The organism is Paenibacillus sp. MCAF9 (genome assembly GCF_052114265.1).
GTDB lineage: Bacteria > Bacillota > Bacilli > Paenibacillales > Paenibacillaceae > Pristimantibacillus.
This window is the reverse complement of sequence record NZ_JBFREL010000002.1, coordinates 348,465-363,531: the sequence shown is the minus strand read 5'-3', so window position 1 is coordinate 363,531 and position 15,067 is coordinate 348,465. Positions and strand designations below refer to the sequence as shown.

The following is a 15,067-nucleotide window of genomic DNA, read 5'->3' as shown; positions in this document are numbered from 1 at the left end:
AAAGCCTTCAGAGCCACCTTATCAGTGGTTTTGAAGGCTTTTTTTCGTTTTATTTGACCCGATTCACGAGCCACTCTGTCAGCTCTTCAGATTGAGCTAGAACAGCGATGGGGTCAAAATACCAGGATCGCTCTTCAGGCCATATGTAGATGTGACCGTTTTTTACAGCCGGAAGATTGCCCCAGATCGGATCATTTTGAAAATATTCTAACGTACGGTCATTGGATGTCAAAATAATATAATCGCCAGCGTACTTGGACAGCATTTCTGATGAAATTTCAGCCCACTGCTTCTTCATGATTTCATCGGCAACATCGGCAGGTGGTTTACGGCCTAATGATTGATAGATGGGCTGGCCGCCGCGACCGAAGTTGTCACCGTAAACCCAAGTCGTTTTATCGCTGTACTCCATGATGGAGAAGGTTGCACCCGCTGGAATAGCTTTATCAACTTTAGCTTTGGCTTCCGCAATGCGGCGATCATATTCGGCCAGCCATGACTTAGCTACATCTTCTTTGCCGAATAAATCTCCGAAATAGGTCAACTCTGCGTGAACATTTTTTAATTCTCCGTATGGAATAACAATCGTTGGCGCAATTTTTCGGAGCTGCTCGTAGCTGTCTCCGTTGGCTGTAATGATGAGATCGGGGGAGAGGCTGATTATGTTTTCAGCGGATGGCTCTCCATAAACTCCTGTATCTGCAACGCCAGCCAGCGCTTCTTTGAAATAGTAGTTTTCTATCGTAACACCCGGAGATCCTACCGGAATTACATCAAGAGCAATAAGGCTGCCCAAGTATTCTTCAGCTACAATTCGCTTCGGATGAACCGGAATTTCGATGTCGCCTTTAACCGTGGACACCGTCTTGAATTTCGCAGCTTCCGGCACGGCCGTTTCCGGTGTGGTCTCTTCGGTGCTGCTTGATGGTGCTCCAGCGTTGGTTGAAGCTTTTTCTGTTCCACAAGCGGAAACTAGAACCGCTAACAATAGTAATGAAACGGCAAAAATGAAACGACGGCTGCTGTAAAACTTCTGTTGAAAAGAAAACAATGCCATATCCCCCTTATTTAAAACGATAATCATTCTCATTAACACTTTACCGTGTAATCTTGGAAATGACTATGGACAAAAATGATGTTTGGTCATGCAAATTTGTGACGTGAGGTCATCGCACGAAGCAGCTCTCGAAGCTGCGCTTGCGTAGAGATCGGGTCGTATCCGCAAAACATATCTGGCTCATTGAGCAGGTATACCTGCTTATTCTGGACAGCTTTCAGCTCAATCCAGCGAGGGGAGCGAAATAAACGATCCATTTGGCTCAGTTCACGCGGGCAAGAAGGCAATGAAGTAATGAAAATATGGTCGGCCGGATAAGAAGCAATGGTTTCGATATCTGCTTCCACATATCCGCGAGCGAAAAAGCCTTGTTCCAGCAATTCGGAGGGAGGCTGAAAGCCGAGATCATCATAAAGAATTTGACTACCTCTGCCGTGACTGCTGCTGCAGCAATAAGCTTTGTTCGAATGAATCTCCCATACGACGGCGGTACCGCGAAAGCCAAGCTGGCGATCCAGCCTATGATTGCTTCTAATGATCAACTGATCATAATTGGCGAGCCACGCTTCAGCTGTCTGACGTTTATCTACAATGTCAGCAATCATAAGGAATTGTTCGCGCCAGTTCATCGTCATAAAAGGAAGTTCCACCACTGGCGCGAGCGGAAGCAGGCCTTTATTCTCTTCAGCCATGTTGTAGCTGATAATGACATCAGGCCTTGCAGCGGCGATCGCTTCATAATAGGTGGAGGGAGTTTGGCCATAGGTATTTAACTTCTGACTGGTGTTTACATTCAACTTGTTATTGGAATGCTCCAACCAGTTTGTATAGACGCCTAGCTCTGGGATAACGCCGAGCGCCATTAGGCTAGCGGTATGATTTAGATTCAATGCGGCAATCCGTTTGTGCTTGCGTTGATAAGCGGTGGGGGAAAGCCCGACAGCTTCTTTGAATTTACGGCTTAAATAAAAGCCTTCCTTATAGCCGACTTCTTGAGCGAGAGTATTCAGATCAGGAGCTCCGACAAGGATACGCCGCTGCGCGCTGCGAATTCTCAGCAAGGTCAGATAGGCATTGAAGGTGCGTCCTGTATTTTTGCGGAATGTACGTGAGAAATGCTCTTGGCTTACATGAGCTTGTTCAGCCATTTGCTCCCGCGTCAGATCCTTATTATAATGCGTCTCCATATATTGAATGGCATGCTCCAGCCAGTAGTTGGACGGCTGCTGCAAAGCATTACGTTCTTTGTACAGCTCGGCAAGCAGCTCAATAAACAACTGTTGAGACTGAAGCGGTACACTTAATTGGGGCTCTCTCCACACCGTTTCCAGCTCGCCGGCTAATCTAAGGATTCCGACCGGACAGCGATGCAGCGGTGCAGGGTGATTGAGCCCACGATGCTCGGAGCCCTCCGAAGTCAAGCAGCGGTAAGCAATCTGGATACCGCGCAGCGAGGGAGATGCCTTCCATTTTAATCGCTGATGGGCATCGCATAACACGACGCTTCCACGCGTTATCTCATACAGCTGATCGTTAATAGAAAGCTCAGCTGTACCGCTTGATACGATGAGAATACGGGAAAATGGCGCCAATTCTTCAAAGAAGCGGTCTGCCACCGTTTCATTATCTATTCTAGTTACTTGGACAGGCATATAAAATAAATGGGAGGCAAGGGACATTTCTTCACAAGCAGGGGACATAGGCAGTTCACTCTTTCTGGATGATGATAATTCCATCGACTTCTATCATTATAAATGATAACTATTCTCAATTACAATGGATAGCGCTCATCATAAAGAAAAGGGGCTGTCCCATAAGCATCAAGTTCGCGGAGGAATAGCTCGCGTTGAACGGAAGTATTGGAAAATATATGAAAAATAGCAGTACAGGAGATCTATTCCTGTACTGCTATTTTTAGCGTAATTCTCTTCTCCACCATATCCAGCATCTGCGATGCATGTTGTATGATTGTAATGTGCGTGAACCGATAGTGGAGAGTAAACAAGTGCAAAAGTGCACCTGTTTTTAATAAACAAGATTGAAATGATGCAAATAGGTGTACAAATACCTCTAATTGAGCAGAATTGAAAAAGATTTGGTTAAATAAGTGCATTTCTGTGCTTAGATGAAGCTGCTGCAGGCGCTGCCGCAAAAGTCTTCGCATGACAGGGGAACATCCTCGTTTTCAAATGAAAGGACCCCTAATTCCACTGTATAGTGGAGCTGGAGGTCCTTTTTCTCGAAGAAAATAAGTTATAAGTAGTGCTCAAAAATCGCAATATGACTTTTAAAACGCCCCGTGCTCTTGGTGATCATTGATTTGGTATTAGAATAAAGGACCAGGCACGCTGCAGCCTGGAAAGGAATTAACATCTTGAATCGTATTAAGGGGATATTGCTTCGTCGCAAATTGACTCTGATACAAGTATTCCTGCAGCACTAAATTACCCCCGGTAATGCTGCATAAAACGCCCGTTACACCTTGTCCGTTCAGTAAAGAGACCCCAACTGGCTGGCCGACTAATCCCAAAGCCTTCGAATACCATGACATTTGAAGCATAAAAGAATCACCTCCACCATGCATTGTATGTTAGACATTGGCGGAGGGTAACAGAGGTCAACCTCTATGACTTACATGCTTCAGCGAAAATACGAGCCATCTGCTCACTGTCCGCTTCTCTATAGACATAATCATGATAATGGGGCTTATGAATGCCCTGCCAACCTTTTTCCACCGCGCTTTTGTAATAATGTATGGCACGATCCTGCTCTCCGGTCAAATAAAACAAGCAAGCGGCATTCCAATACAGCGCGGCATCTCCGTTCCAATCCCAGCCTTGATCAAGCGCTTGTGCGTAGCTCCATGCTGCACGGGCATAGTCTCGTTCCACGCCATATCTCGTGTCTCCGCGCAGATAGTGGTTCCCGTTAACGAGGAGATTGTTTAGAGGCAGATTCCATCCGAACAAAACGGGGAAATCAATAAGCAGCTTGAACCCAGCAGCTATAGCGGTTTTTTGCGATCCTATATTGCTTGACCAGCAATGCCAGCCTACTCTTGTCATGCCTCGTTGCTTCGCAAGTGACAGTGCGCCTAACGCTGTTTTTCGCGCCCATCCGTTGCCTCGATAATGTTCATCTGTTTGAATGCCAAGCTCACATTCATCCCCGACTACCCAATCGGTCAGGCACCAGCTGATGATGGAGGGTCCTTCATCCGTGTCTTGAATTGCAGCGCATCCAAAACCTCTATCCTCATAAGCTTCAATGGAGGCCCAGCCGCCTTGAATTTCACTGATGACGCCATCGAGCCCTATTAAATCTTTTCTTTTAAGAAAGCTGCTATCTATCGGGAAAATATGATCAGCAAGCGTAGTCTCTATTCCGTCAAGATCGTGAGTAAACGTCATTCGGCCGCTTCGCAGAGGCAGCAGATCCTTCATCACGAGTCTGAGCATATTTTCCCATTTCTCATCCGAGGGATAGAAGAGCACATAATCCAGCCGTCCGACCGCTGCAAGCTTCGGCAAAAGCTCTTCTTTAAACAGCTTGTTAACTTCTTCAAAAAATAAATGGTTTTCCGGGCTCCCGCCTAAAAATATACCTTGAGGGCTTGTTAATACAGCTGTCGCGCTGTCAATGGACAAGAAAACTCTGCCGTGCAAAACACCTTCAATGACACCTTGAATCGATAAATGGTGCTTCAAAGCTCCAAAAAGTGCTGCTGCTTTAGAGAAGTTTTCGCTGGCAAGTTCCGTTCCTATCGCTTTCGAAATATACATAAACTTATTTCCTCCCAGAAGTATGTGAGAGGTTTATTTAATTATAAATGTAAACCTCTCACATGCTTTTTGATTTGATTGCTCTTATTCAAACATCATCACTCCTTTTAACGTAGTAGAGGTGATACTCTAGGTGCTGTTGATACCATGCCTAAATTTATTATGCTTAGTGGAAATAGGCACGGCAAGGTGCTGTTTATTTATACTTAAACTTTACTGATTTCACACAAGTGTAATTTCACCAAAAGTGATTTTTACTAAAATAGAGAATTAAGCTTGCAGCAATGATAACTTAGCAAAAAATATCAAAAACAGCCCTCTTCCTTCTGCTATTCTAGAGTCAAAGGAGGCGCACCGTTGATTACTCACAACATCATTCAAAAAAGTATCCAGTACATGGAGGAAAACCTTCAGGATGAACTGACACTTGAACAAATAGCTGCACACGCTGGTTTTTCTCCATACCATTTTCACCGTTTATTCCGAAAGGAAGTAGGCATAAACATAGCGGATTATTTGAGAAGCCGCCGACTTTGTTATGCATCTAGACTGCTGCTAAACACGGATGAAACGATCATTGCGATTTCGTTGACCTGCTATTTTGAAAGCCAGGAAGCATTTACAAGAGCGTTCAAGAAGATGTACAGCATGCCGCCGGGCCGTTACCGTAAAATGTTTGCACCACATACGTATTCTACTTTAGGAGGAGATTATATGGATCAAGCTTCACCTGTGAAAGACTGGTTCCTGACGGGAAGCCAGCCTCAAAACTATGAAATGGGGGTTGACCGCAGCATTGTTCATCAAGGAAATGCATCGGGGTATTTGAAGGCGCTTATTGCAGAGGACCCGGGTCAATTTGGTACGATGATGCAGCAATTTAAAGCTGAGAAGTTTGTTGGTCGCAGAATGAGATTCACAGGTTTTGTAAGGACAAGCGGGGTACAGGAATATTGCGGCTTGTGGATGAGGGTGGACAACAACGCTCAGGATATTTTGCAGTTTGATAATATGAATAATAGAAAAATTATTGGTGATACGGGCTGGAATCATTACGCTATCGTATTGGATGTTCCTGCTAACAGCGCGACCATATCTATTGGTGTACTGCTTATGGGCAAAGGGCATGTATGGGTAGATAGCTTCAAGTTCGAAGAGGTTGATCTCAGCGTGCCAACAACTAATCTTGAGATGGAAAGCGAGCTGCTGGATGGGCCGTCTAATCTTTCATTCGAGGAATAATAAAGAGTAGAAAAGCTGCATGGCTGCGATTCCAAGGATTGACATAAATTTAGAATAAACATATAATACCTAGTAAATAACTTGGTTTTTTGTAATTGGTCTACAAAAAAACAAATGAACTAGAGGAGACTACAAAATGGCTGTTCAAACGTTTAAAGCAACTGCTCAATTACAAGAGGGAGTAAAGGTTTTAACGAAGTCTAGACATTTCGAGCTCACGATCGATGAGCCCAAAAGCTTGGGCGGGACAGATACGGGGATGAATCCTGTTGAAGCGCTGCTCGCTTCATTAGGAGCTTGCCAATCGATTGTTGCTAGAGTTTACGCTCCAAAGTTTGATGTTAAACTGGATGATTTCCGAGTAGAGGTAGAAGGCGACATCGATCTTGATGGATTTTTCAATAAATCGGATGTGCGTCCTGGCTACTCGGATATTCGCTATACCTTCTATATCAAAACCGATTCGCCAAAAGAAAAGGTTGAGGAATTCGTGAAGTTTCTAGAGAGCAAATGTCCAGTTGGCGACACAATCGCACATCCGGTTAACGTGAAACTAGAAAGCATCGTTATTGATCATTAATTTTAAGCTGTTCGCTATCATTAAATGTTCATACATAAAGAAAAAGAAGGCTAGGTTTCCCCTTTATGAGGGGGGACCTGGTCTTTTTTTGTGATATACATTTTTTTCTCTTTTTGGATAAATGATTACTCGTAAGGGCATTATGCTTAAAGGCAACAAATACTTCACTTATTGAATAGGGAGGAACAAAATGAGTAAGTTTATGACAAGGCTCGTGTTGATCAGTATTTTTGCTCTGGCGATTGTTGCTCCTCAGGCAGCAAGCGCTAGGGAGCAGACCATACCAATGCTGCGCGAGGTGAAACAAACAGCACCTAATCAACTGCTCATCACTTACGACCAGCCAGTTGATAAAACAAAAGGCATAACGCCAACAAATTATTGGATTCAGAGCACAACGGATGTTATGCCAACAGGCATCGCAACCCTTGGTAAAAATGATCAAGTGAATCCTAGCAATTCATTAACAGCGAGTAAAGTATCGATAGCTGCGGCAGACAGTCAAAACCAAAGCTTTGTGCTTACCTTTAACCAGAACATTTCCAAGGGTAAGTCCTACAAAATGATTATTTGTTATGTAACAACGCCTGGCGCACCTCCTTTTACAGGTGATAACGGCTCTGCAACCTTTATTGGTCAATAGCTCTCTATATAAAGCCGAATGCCTCTTATTGGAGGACATTCGGCTTTATTGTAATATTATGACCTCAATGTTTTGATGTTTAATGGCTTATTACAAGATTTAAAACGACAGTAACAATATGAAAACGAATAACAAAATAACGATATTGTCATTACACTCTTGATTTGATATAGTAGGCTAAAATCACCGAGAGGGGGAGAGAGCTGAGCTATTGGATTATCCAGCTGTCAGAAGCGGATGAATCGCTCGCTGCCCAATATGACAAATGATCTTCCGTTGAATAAGGAAACGATTTTAGATGCAGCTGAACAGGTGCTTAGACGCTATGGGCCCGATAAAAGCTCGGTTGTGGATGTTGCTAAGGTGCTGCAAGTGAGCCATGGAACGTTGTATCGCCATTTTGCAAGTAAAGCTGCATTGCGAGAAGCGGTAACGGGGCGCTGGCTGGAGAGATGCATCGCATTGCCTTTAGAAGCGATAGCCAATCAAACCGGCGGCAGCTCTTCAGATCGTTTGCGTTTATGGATGGAGACGCTTATCCGCAGCAAACGGAATTATGCAGCCAATGATTCAGAGATGTTTGCGATGTACGCGGCTGTCACTGTAAATGCGGTTGAAATGATCACCGATCATGTGAACCGCTTGATCAGGCAGATCACGCAAATCATAGATGAAGGAATACGTTCAAACGAATTCAAGTCTGGACAAGCTGAGAACTTAGCGAAGGCCGTGTTTTTTGCAACGTCGAAATTTCATCATCCTGCACACGCCAATGAATGGTTGGCAGAAGACATTGATGAACAGTTCAATTTCGTATGGAATTTACTGCTTAGTGGAATCCTATAATGTGAAGCCCCATGATGATTTTAATCAGAGGGGCTTTTTTTATTTAAAGATAAATCTTCTTCAAACTTAATGACAAATAATAAAAATTGTCACTTGATATTTGTCTGTGGCGAGAATATAATCAGAGCATAATATTGTAGAGGCCAAGGAGGGAATGTTTTTGGAGAAGCGTTTAGCTGGGAAAGTAGCATTGGTAACGGGAGCGTCAAGGGGAATTGGTCGGGAGATTGCTGAGCAATTAGCGGGTAACGGTGCAAAGGTTGTTGTGATCTTCACGAGTAGCCCAGGCAAAGCAGAAGAAGTAGTAAATGGCATTAAGCGTTTAGGTGGTGAGGCTATAGCGATACAAGCTGATATTAGCATCGTGGCGGAAGTAGAGGCTATGTTCAGCAAAACATTAGAAGCTTTTGGACAAATAGATATTCTTGTGAATAACGCGGGTATTATGATTACGAAGCCGATTGCTAATATGACGGAGGAAGACTTCGATAAGCAGTTCGCTATTAATGTGAAGGGCACATTTTTTGCTTGCCAGCAAGCGGCTTTGCATATGAACGCTAACGGAAGAATTATTAATTTCTCGACTTCGGTTGTTGGTGCGATGTTTCCGACGTATAGCGTGTATGCAGCAACGAAAGGAGCAGTTGAACAGATCACTCGCCAGCTGGCGAAGGAGCTTGGTCCAAAGGGGATTACCATTAATGCCATTGCACCTGGTCCTGTTAACACGGAGCTCTTTAAGGTAGGGAAATCAGAGGAGCAAATATCGGGTATTGCCAATATGAATGCATTCGGAAGATTGGGTGAACCTGAGGATATTTCGAGTGTGGTGCTGTTTTTGTCCAGTGACGAGTCACAGTGGATGACAGGTCAGACGATCCGGGTGAACGGCGGTTTTGTATAATATTGTTGTAAACGAAAAAGACGAGTCCGATCGCAGTTTCTGCGGAAAGGACTCGTCTTTTGTTACGCCGTGAAGCTTAGAATAAGGGCTGAAAGCTCACTTGCTATTTTTCGTCCTCATTCACTTTCTCATCAAACCACATCGGATCATCGTTATCCACGTTGTAGTTGATAAGAAGCTCTTCGCCAGCTTTTACGTCTGAGTAAGTAAAGAAGTTAACGACATGATTGTCAAAATCAAGATCGTGATAAGCATTTGGGGTATAGGAATGGTTGAACAACATGCCGTATCCAAGCAGGATCGCAGTGTGATTAGCGCCATACTCAAACACGTAATCAGCAAGCATCGTTTTCTCTATGTGCTCATGCTCCTCATTCGGGAAAGGAATGACTGGGGCTTCATGAAACAGAACGCCTTTTGCAATATCAACCTTCGCAAATACTCCTCTATTAAATTCTCCATCGCTAAGCTTAGAAGTCTTTACCTCAATCATGTTAGTCACCTACGGTTCTTTAGTCTAAGGAGCTCGTTGCCATTGCATGAAGCTCGCTCACCTTAGGTAATATATCAATTTAATGAGTAAATAGCCAGCGGCTAAGGTAAACGTTATTTCATAACGATCCATTATTGTGGGAACATTTATCATTTTCAGCCCGTCTAGGTTATGAGGTGATGATGATGAACCAAAAAATTCTGATATACCTTTTATGTGGAGTCATTCTGTTAAGTACAGCACTTATTGTTAACCCTAAAGCAGCTTTCGCATGCTCGTGTGCAATGTCGCCGTCTGCAGAGACGCAGGTAAAAGATGAGCTTGAACGCAAGACCGCCATTTTCACTGGAAAAGTAATCAAGGTAACACAGCCTCCTAAGAAAAAAACGATGTCATCTGCTGATCTCGTTCAAGTAGACTTTGAAGTAGCAACGGTATGGAAAGGAAAACTCAAGCAGCAGACAGCTGTATATACAGCGATGAGCTCTGCAAGCTGCGGATATGAAAAATTTAATGCAGGTGATACCTATATCGTGTCTGCTAATGACAGGTCAGGAAAGCTTGAAACAGGAATATGTGATTTAACGAAGCTGGTTTCTGCTGCAGGAGAAGAGTTGAAGGTACTAGGCAATGGTTATAATCCGCTGCCCTTAAGCGCTGGCGAGGTTTTGCATGCTAACGAAAGCGGAGTAACAAAGCTGCAGATCATCATAGGTGCGCTAGCCCTTTTTATGATCATTGGGGTTGTTGTTGTGCGGGCACGACGTCGTCAATAAAGGAAGCAAGGATGTTGTATTTATAGGGTGTAAATGTGCAAAAAATAAGCCGTAAGCTCCTCTTGAGGATTACGGTTTTTTTGCATGCTCTTCTAGGCTTCAAAAGTTATTTTCATGCATGAATAAGAAGACAGGAGTAAGACATACTCTAACCTAATCCATTGATTTCTTATTTACATTCATAAAATCTATGGTTAAATGGGGAGTGGCGAAACGAGGTGTTTGAACAGGTGCTTCGTCAAAAAGCAATAATTTTGGAGGGGTACATGTGTACAAGCTGCTGCTCGTTGATGACGAGCCGGAAGTTACGGAAGGATTAATGAGTGAGATTGATTGGAAGAGCTGCGGGTTCTCAGAAGTTAGAACGGCAGGGAATGGCAAGGAAGCGATGGAGATTTTTGAAAAAATGGAGCCTGATGTGCTCATTACAGATATTAGCATGCCATATATGAACGGTTTGGAGCTCTCGGAATGGGCTAGAAAGCTGTATCCTATTACGCGAATTGTCATTTTATCGGGTCATGATGAATTTGAATACGCGAAGCAGGCCATACATTTGCAGGTAGAGGCTTATGTTTTGAAACCGTTCTCGGCAAAGCAGCTGACGGACACAATTGCGGAAGTAGCGAAGCGCATGGATGAGGAGCGTGAGAAGCGAACCAATATTGAGCTTCTGGAGGAGCATTACCGCACCAGTCTGCCTATCGTTCGTGAGAAATTTCTTTCCTCTTTAATTACTCGCAAACAGTCTCATAAGGACATTTTTATAAAAGCAGCGAAATACGGCATGGAGCTGGATGGCGAGGGGTACATTGTCTCCATTATTGCAGTTAATCATTCTGAGCATCAGAAGGATGGAGAGTTTCAGCCACCCTCACATTCACTCGCTTCGTCAACGGATTTGGACCTAAAGCTGTTCTCCGTATGCAATATTGCGGCTGAAATATGGAATAGGCATGAGCTTGGCAAAGTTTTTATTCATCAAGATCAAGTTGTACTGTTCACGGTCAGCCCAGAGCCCAATAAGGGACTGGTTATGGAGCAAACGCAGGATGCGCTAAAGGAAGTGTTGCAAAGCATCGAGAGGTTTTTGCGTTTTCCAGTTATGATTGGCGTTGGGACCTTCACACAAGATGTGGGAAACCTCAAGTATGTCTATGAGGCAGCAACAGTTGCTCTTGATTATCGCCGGATTCTTGGCAATAACCTTATCATTTGTATCGATGATATGGAAAGTCGCATGCATGACAAGCTTCTCTTCGACGAATGGAAGGAGCAGAATCTAGTTCGAACAGTGAAGCTTGGTACCGAGAAAGAGCTGGAAGAAGTAATTGATGGACTGTTTGATGAAATATCCCGTGTCCAGGCTCCTGTTCACGAGTATCAGCATTATTTGCTCGAAATGGTAACGGCAATTATTAAGCTGACCAAAGCCTATGTGAGTGACAATGATGATATTTTCGCAGGCGGGTGGGGCATATTGAATCAATACCAGAAGCTGAACAGCATGCAGGAAACGAAGGCTTGGTTTGGAGATTTATGTGCTAAGGTGAGAGCTCGTATCGCCAGCCGCAGGCAGCATACCTATAAACAAATCGTAGAGGATGCCATTCATTATACGAAAGAGCATTATCACGATAGTGATTTGTCCATTGCGAAGGTGTGTGCTCATTTGCATATCAGCGCAGGGTATTTTAGCGGCTTGTTCAAGAAAGAATTGAAAATGACGTTCGGTGCTTATTTGCTGCAGCTTCGAATGGAACAGGCGAAGGAGCTGCTTCGCACGACAGAGCTCAAAGCATTTGAGATTGCGGAGAAAATCGGATTTGCCGATCCGAATTATTTTAGCCTCAGCTTTAAGAAATATGCCGGATTGTCTGCCAAGGAATATCGCAGCGGCTTAATGGGACAAGAGAAATGATAAAACGAAAAAGCATACAGTTTATTTTAACCGTTTCTTTTACGATATTTTCTGTGTTTATTATATTGCTTGTCAGCGTTGTACTATATGGCCGTTTCTCTGCAACCGCGCAGGAGAATGCCTTTCGCAACTCACAGCAAATTGTCGATCAAGTAAGCTATAATCTTGAAAATTATATAGAGGTCACCTCTGACTTATTCAACATGATGCATCATTCCATCGGACAAAGCGCTGATGTAAAGTCTGATGGGATGCGCCATCAGTTGGAGTCAATGATGTCGACACGTTCGGACACGGTATCACTCGCCTTATTCGATGAGAAAGGTCAGATGCTAATCGATTTACCTAATGTAGAGCTGAAGGAAACGTTGAAAGTGACGGAAGAAGGCTGGTTTCGAAGCGCACTCGATTCAGCAGGTCACTTATCCATATCGCTTCCTCATGTTCAAAATTTGTACAAGCAGCAATTTCGCTGGGTCGTATCCATGAGTAAAAACATCACTGTCCAGCATCAGGGCAAGCAGGTTCATGGCGTTTTGCTGATGGATGTCAATTTCAATACGATTGACGAGCTGTCGGAACGAGTGAGCTTGGGGCAAAAGGGTTACGTGTACATGCTGGATGAGTCTGCGGGCAACATTGTATATCATCCGCAGCTGGAGCTCATCTATGCGAAGCTGAAAGATGAGAATGTCGAGCTGGCGCTTAAGCATACATACGGCAGCTTTATTGACGATTCTACGGATGAAGCAAAAATGATAAGCGTTCAAACGATTGGCAACGTCGGCTGGAAGGTAGTGGGCGTATCCTATTTGGATGAGGTGATGACGACAAGCGGGCAATTGAACCGTTCGATGTCCAAGCTTGTTATCGGACTAGCGCTAATCGTATTTTTGATATCAAGTTTAGTGGCACGGAGAATCTCAAGACCGATCAAAAGACTGGAGCTTTCGATGAAAAGCGTAGAGCGGGGCGACTTCAACCTGGCCGCCAGCGGCGAAGGGCCGCTTGAGATCAAGCGTCTTGCAGATCGGTACAACATTATGATCGGTACGATCAAGCAGCTGATGGACCGAATTGTAAGGGAACAGGAGAGCAAACGAAAGTATGAGCTGGAAGCGCTGCAAGCGCAGATCAATCCACATTTTTTATACAATACGTTAAATACGGTCGTACGCATGGTGGGCATGAACAAAAATGAAGAAGTGATTACGACGATTACGTCGCTGTCTAAGCTGTTTCGCATTAGTATAGGCAAGGGGAAAAGCCTAATCACGCTGTCAGATGAGATGGAGCATGCACGGAACTATTTGGTTATCCAGCAAATGCGGTTCAAAAATAAATTCGACTATTCCTTTGATTTGCAGCAGGAGGCATTGTCGCTTGCTACCTTAAAGCTTATTGTTCAGCCTCTAATTGAGAACGCGCTCTTGCATGGCATTGAGCCCTCCGTTGACAAGGGGCATATTGCTATTTCCATGAGGCTTGAAGGCAGTGAAATTGTGGTCAAGATCGTTGATAATGGGCTTGGCATGTCGGAGGAGAGACTGGGTAAAATTCTCACAGGTGCAGTCGTAAGCTCGAAGGGATCAGGTGTTGGGGTTATGAATGTGCAGGAGAGAATTCGGCTGTTCTTCGGTCCTTCTTATGGCTTGCATTTCGAGAGCGAGCAGGAAGTGGGCACAACCGTCACGATTCGGTTCCCTGCGCTTACGCTGCAGCAAGCAGAAGGAGGGGGAAAGCAAAATGGTTAATTTCAAAGGCTGGGTCATAAGCTTGCTGCTCTTCATCATAGCTGCCCTCTTATTGTATTCCGCTCTTTACCCGGGTCCAGAAGTGCCAAAGCAGGAGCAGACGGGGAAGACAATTCAGCTTATTCTTCGGACGAGCAAAGGCGACTACTGGAAAAATGTGACGATGGGCGCACAGGCCGCCGTCAAAGAATTTGGCATAACTCTGCATGTTTCTGCTGGCGCGGATGAAGGGGACATCAAAGGGCAGCTGCAATCAGCCATGCAATCGCTGGAGACTCGGCCAGATGCAATTGTACTTGGAGCAAATGATGATTCAGCATTTCAGCCTTTTTTGGAGGAAGCAGCAAAGCGGAATATACCAGTTATCGCAATGGACAGCTTGCTAACCTCGGGGAAGACAGCTTCCTATGTCGGTATGGACAATTACTTGGCTGGCAAAGAAGCGCTGAGGGAAATCGCTAGACAGCTTGGGGGCAATGGCGATGTTGCGATAGTAACGTATAGCAAGGGTGGAATTAATGGCATTCAGCGGGAGCGGGGCATCCGTGATGCAGTTAACGAATATGAGGGCCTCCACCTTGTGGGCAGTCAATTGTGCTCGGAGGCGTACCAAGAATGTGAGCAAACCGTCAGCAGTATTTTAGATAAGCAGAAGGTAGACGGCATATTAACACTTAACACAGAAACGTCGATAGGAGCGGCGCATGAACTGAAGCGCAGGCAAGCGGGCAATAAGATCAAGCTAGTAGGCTTCGATAGCTCTCCGGAGCTGCTGGAGCTGCTTCAGGAAAATCAGCTGCAAACATTAATTGTACAAAATCCCTTCAGCATGGGCTATCTAAGTGTCAAACATGCATTAGCAGCAGCAAATGGACAAGCGGTTCCCGAGAAGGTGGAAATGAGTATGGAGCTTATAACGGAAGAGAATATGTTTTGGCTTAAAAATCAGAAGTTATTGTTCCCTGTTGTGCAATAATGCTCATTTTATATACAAATAGATGAGGATATTAATAAAAGTGATGAGGATATTACATGTGAATCCCTCCAAAATTACGACATAATGAAGCAG

14 protein-coding genes are annotated in these 15,067 nt (G+C 44.4%); 9 read left to right on the top strand and 5 right to left on the bottom strand.

What is annotated here, in order from left to right; translation table 11 throughout:
- Positions 1-49: 49 nt before the first annotated feature.
- The 4 genes from AB4Z45_RS04425 to AB4Z45_RS04410 form a co-directional block, all read right to left on the bottom strand.
- Positions 50-1,057: an iron-hydroxamate ABC transporter substrate-binding protein gene (locus AB4Z45_RS04425; protein ID WP_441908077.1), complete on the bottom strand. Its 1,008-nt coding sequence runs from the start codon at positions 1,055-1,057 to the stop codon at positions 50-52.
- 86 nt (positions 1,058-1,143) lie between these two features.
- On the bottom strand, positions 1,144-2,757 hold the full coding sequence (locus tag AB4Z45_RS04420; RefSeq protein ID WP_441908076.1) for an ABC transporter substrate-binding protein: 1,614 nt from the start codon (positions 2,755-2,757) through the stop codon (positions 1,144-1,146).
- A 626-nt stretch (positions 2,758-3,383) separates the two neighbouring features.
- Positions 3,384-3,608, bottom strand: coding sequence for a hypothetical protein (locus tag AB4Z45_RS04415; protein WP_076268884.1), 225 nt, complete (start codon positions 3,606-3,608; stop codon positions 3,384-3,386).
- 73 nt (positions 3,609-3,681) lie between these two features.
- Positions 3,682-4,839 carry a GNAT family N-acetyltransferase gene (locus tag AB4Z45_RS04410; RefSeq protein WP_441908075.1) on the bottom strand — a complete coding sequence of 386 codons (1,158 nt, stop codon included), beginning with the start codon at positions 4,837-4,839 and terminating at the stop codon, positions 3,682-3,684.
- 357 nt (positions 4,840-5,196) lie between these two features.
- Between AB4Z45_RS04410 and AB4Z45_RS04405 the strand changes: the two genes are divergently transcribed.
- The 5 genes from AB4Z45_RS04405 to AB4Z45_RS04385 all read left to right on the top strand — a co-directional run bounded on the left by AB4Z45_RS04405 (position 5,197) and on the right by AB4Z45_RS04385 (position 9,054).
- Positions 5,197-6,081 carry a helix-turn-helix domain-containing protein gene (locus tag AB4Z45_RS04405; RefSeq protein WP_441908074.1) on the top strand — a complete coding sequence of 295 codons (885 nt, stop codon included), beginning with the start codon at positions 5,197-5,199 and terminating at the stop codon, positions 6,079-6,081.
- 136 nt (positions 6,082-6,217) lie between these two features.
- On the top strand, positions 6,218-6,661 hold the full coding sequence (locus AB4Z45_RS04400) for an OsmC family protein (protein ID WP_441908073.1): 444 nt from the start codon (positions 6,218-6,220) through the stop codon (positions 6,659-6,661).
- A gap of 190 nt (positions 6,662-6,851) precedes the next feature.
- Complete coding sequence (locus tag AB4Z45_RS04395; RefSeq protein ID WP_441908072.1) at positions 6,852-7,304, top strand: hypothetical protein; 453 nt, start codon at positions 6,852-6,854, stop codon at positions 7,302-7,304.
- A gap of 237 nt (positions 7,305-7,541) precedes the next feature.
- The gene (locus AB4Z45_RS04390; RefSeq protein ID WP_441908071.1) at positions 7,542-8,150 is read left to right on the top strand and encodes a TetR family transcriptional regulator; all 609 of its coding nucleotides are present in this window, start codon (positions 7,542-7,544) and stop codon (positions 8,148-8,150) included.
- Between the two features lie 160 nt (positions 8,151-8,310).
- On the top strand, positions 8,311-9,054 hold the full coding sequence (locus tag AB4Z45_RS04385) for an SDR family oxidoreductase (RefSeq protein WP_441908070.1): 744 nt from the start codon (positions 8,311-8,313) through the stop codon (positions 9,052-9,054).
- A gap of 103 nt (positions 9,055-9,157) precedes the next feature.
- Here the strand turns inward: AB4Z45_RS04385 and AB4Z45_RS04380 are convergent, their stop codons facing one another.
- Complete coding sequence (locus tag AB4Z45_RS04380; RefSeq protein WP_054026376.1) at positions 9,158-9,547, bottom strand: SET domain-containing protein; 390 nt, start codon at positions 9,545-9,547, stop codon at positions 9,158-9,160.
- Between the two features lie 185 nt (positions 9,548-9,732).
- Here AB4Z45_RS04380 and AB4Z45_RS04375 point away from each other — a divergent pair, with 185 nt between their 5' ends.
- The 4 genes from AB4Z45_RS04375 (at position 9,733) to AB4Z45_RS04360 (ending at position 14,974) form a co-directional block, all read left to right on the top strand.
- Positions 9,733-10,323 carry a hypothetical protein gene (locus tag AB4Z45_RS04375; RefSeq protein ID WP_441908069.1) on the top strand — a complete coding sequence of 197 codons (591 nt, stop codon included), beginning with the start codon at positions 9,733-9,735 and terminating at the stop codon, positions 10,321-10,323.
- Between the two features lie 268 nt (positions 10,324-10,591).
- The gene (locus AB4Z45_RS04370) at positions 10,592-12,244 is read left to right on the top strand and encodes a response regulator transcription factor (protein ID WP_441908068.1); all 1,653 of its coding nucleotides are present in this window, start codon (positions 10,592-10,594) and stop codon (positions 12,242-12,244) included.
- Positions 12,241-13,998: a cache domain-containing sensor histidine kinase gene (locus AB4Z45_RS04365; protein WP_441908067.1), complete on the top strand. Its 1,758-nt coding sequence runs from the start codon at positions 12,241-12,243 to the stop codon at positions 13,996-13,998. Before AB4Z45_RS04370 ends, AB4Z45_RS04365 begins: the two co-directional genes overlap by 4 nt.
- Positions 13,991-14,974: a substrate-binding domain-containing protein gene (locus AB4Z45_RS04360; RefSeq protein WP_441908066.1), complete on the top strand. Its 984-nt coding sequence runs from the start codon at positions 13,991-13,993 to the stop codon at positions 14,972-14,974. The genes AB4Z45_RS04365 and AB4Z45_RS04360 overlap by 8 nt, the downstream gene beginning before the upstream one ends.
- The last annotated feature ends 93 nt before the right edge of the window (positions 14,975-15,067 follow it).

What these genes read in the sequence shown, in the direction of transcription:
- AB4Z45_RS04425 (WP_441908077.1), bottom strand. Translation starts at nt 1,057, where the DNA reads ATGGCATTGTTTTCTTTTCAACAGAAGTTTTACAGCAGCCGTCGTTTC.
- AB4Z45_RS04420 (WP_441908076.1), bottom strand. Translation starts at nt 2,757, where the DNA reads ATGTCCCCTGCTTGTGAAGAAATGTCCCTTGCCTCCCATTTATTTTAT.
- AB4Z45_RS04415 (WP_076268884.1), bottom strand. Translation starts at nt 3,608, where the DNA reads ATGTCATGGTATTCGAAGGCTTTGGGATTAGTCGGCCAGCCAGTTGGG.
- AB4Z45_RS04410 (WP_441908075.1), bottom strand. Translation starts at nt 4,839, where the DNA reads ATGTATATTTCGAAAGCGATAGGAACGGAACTTGCCAGCGAAAACTTC.
- AB4Z45_RS04400 (WP_441908073.1), top strand. Translation starts at nt 6,218, where the DNA reads ATGGCTGTTCAAACGTTTAAAGCAACTGCTCAATTACAAGAGGGAGTA.
- AB4Z45_RS04395 (WP_441908072.1), top strand. Translation starts at nt 6,852, where the DNA reads ATGAGTAAGTTTATGACAAGGCTCGTGTTGATCAGTATTTTTGCTCTG.
- AB4Z45_RS04390 (WP_441908071.1), top strand. Translation starts at nt 7,542, where the DNA reads ATGAATCGCTCGCTGCCCAATATGACAAATGATCTTCCGTTGAATAAG.
- AB4Z45_RS04380 (WP_054026376.1), bottom strand. Translation starts at nt 9,547, where the DNA reads ATGATTGAGGTAAAGACTTCTAAGCTTAGCGATGGAGAATTTAATAGA.
- AB4Z45_RS04375 (WP_441908069.1), top strand. Translation starts at nt 9,733, where the DNA reads ATGAACCAAAAAATTCTGATATACCTTTTATGTGGAGTCATTCTGTTA.
- AB4Z45_RS04365 (WP_441908067.1), top strand. Translation starts at nt 12,241, where the DNA reads ATGATAAAACGAAAAAGCATACAGTTTATTTTAACCGTTTCTTTTACG.
- AB4Z45_RS04360 (WP_441908066.1), top strand. Translation starts at nt 13,991, where the DNA reads ATGGTTAATTTCAAAGGCTGGGTCATAAGCTTGCTGCTCTTCATCATA.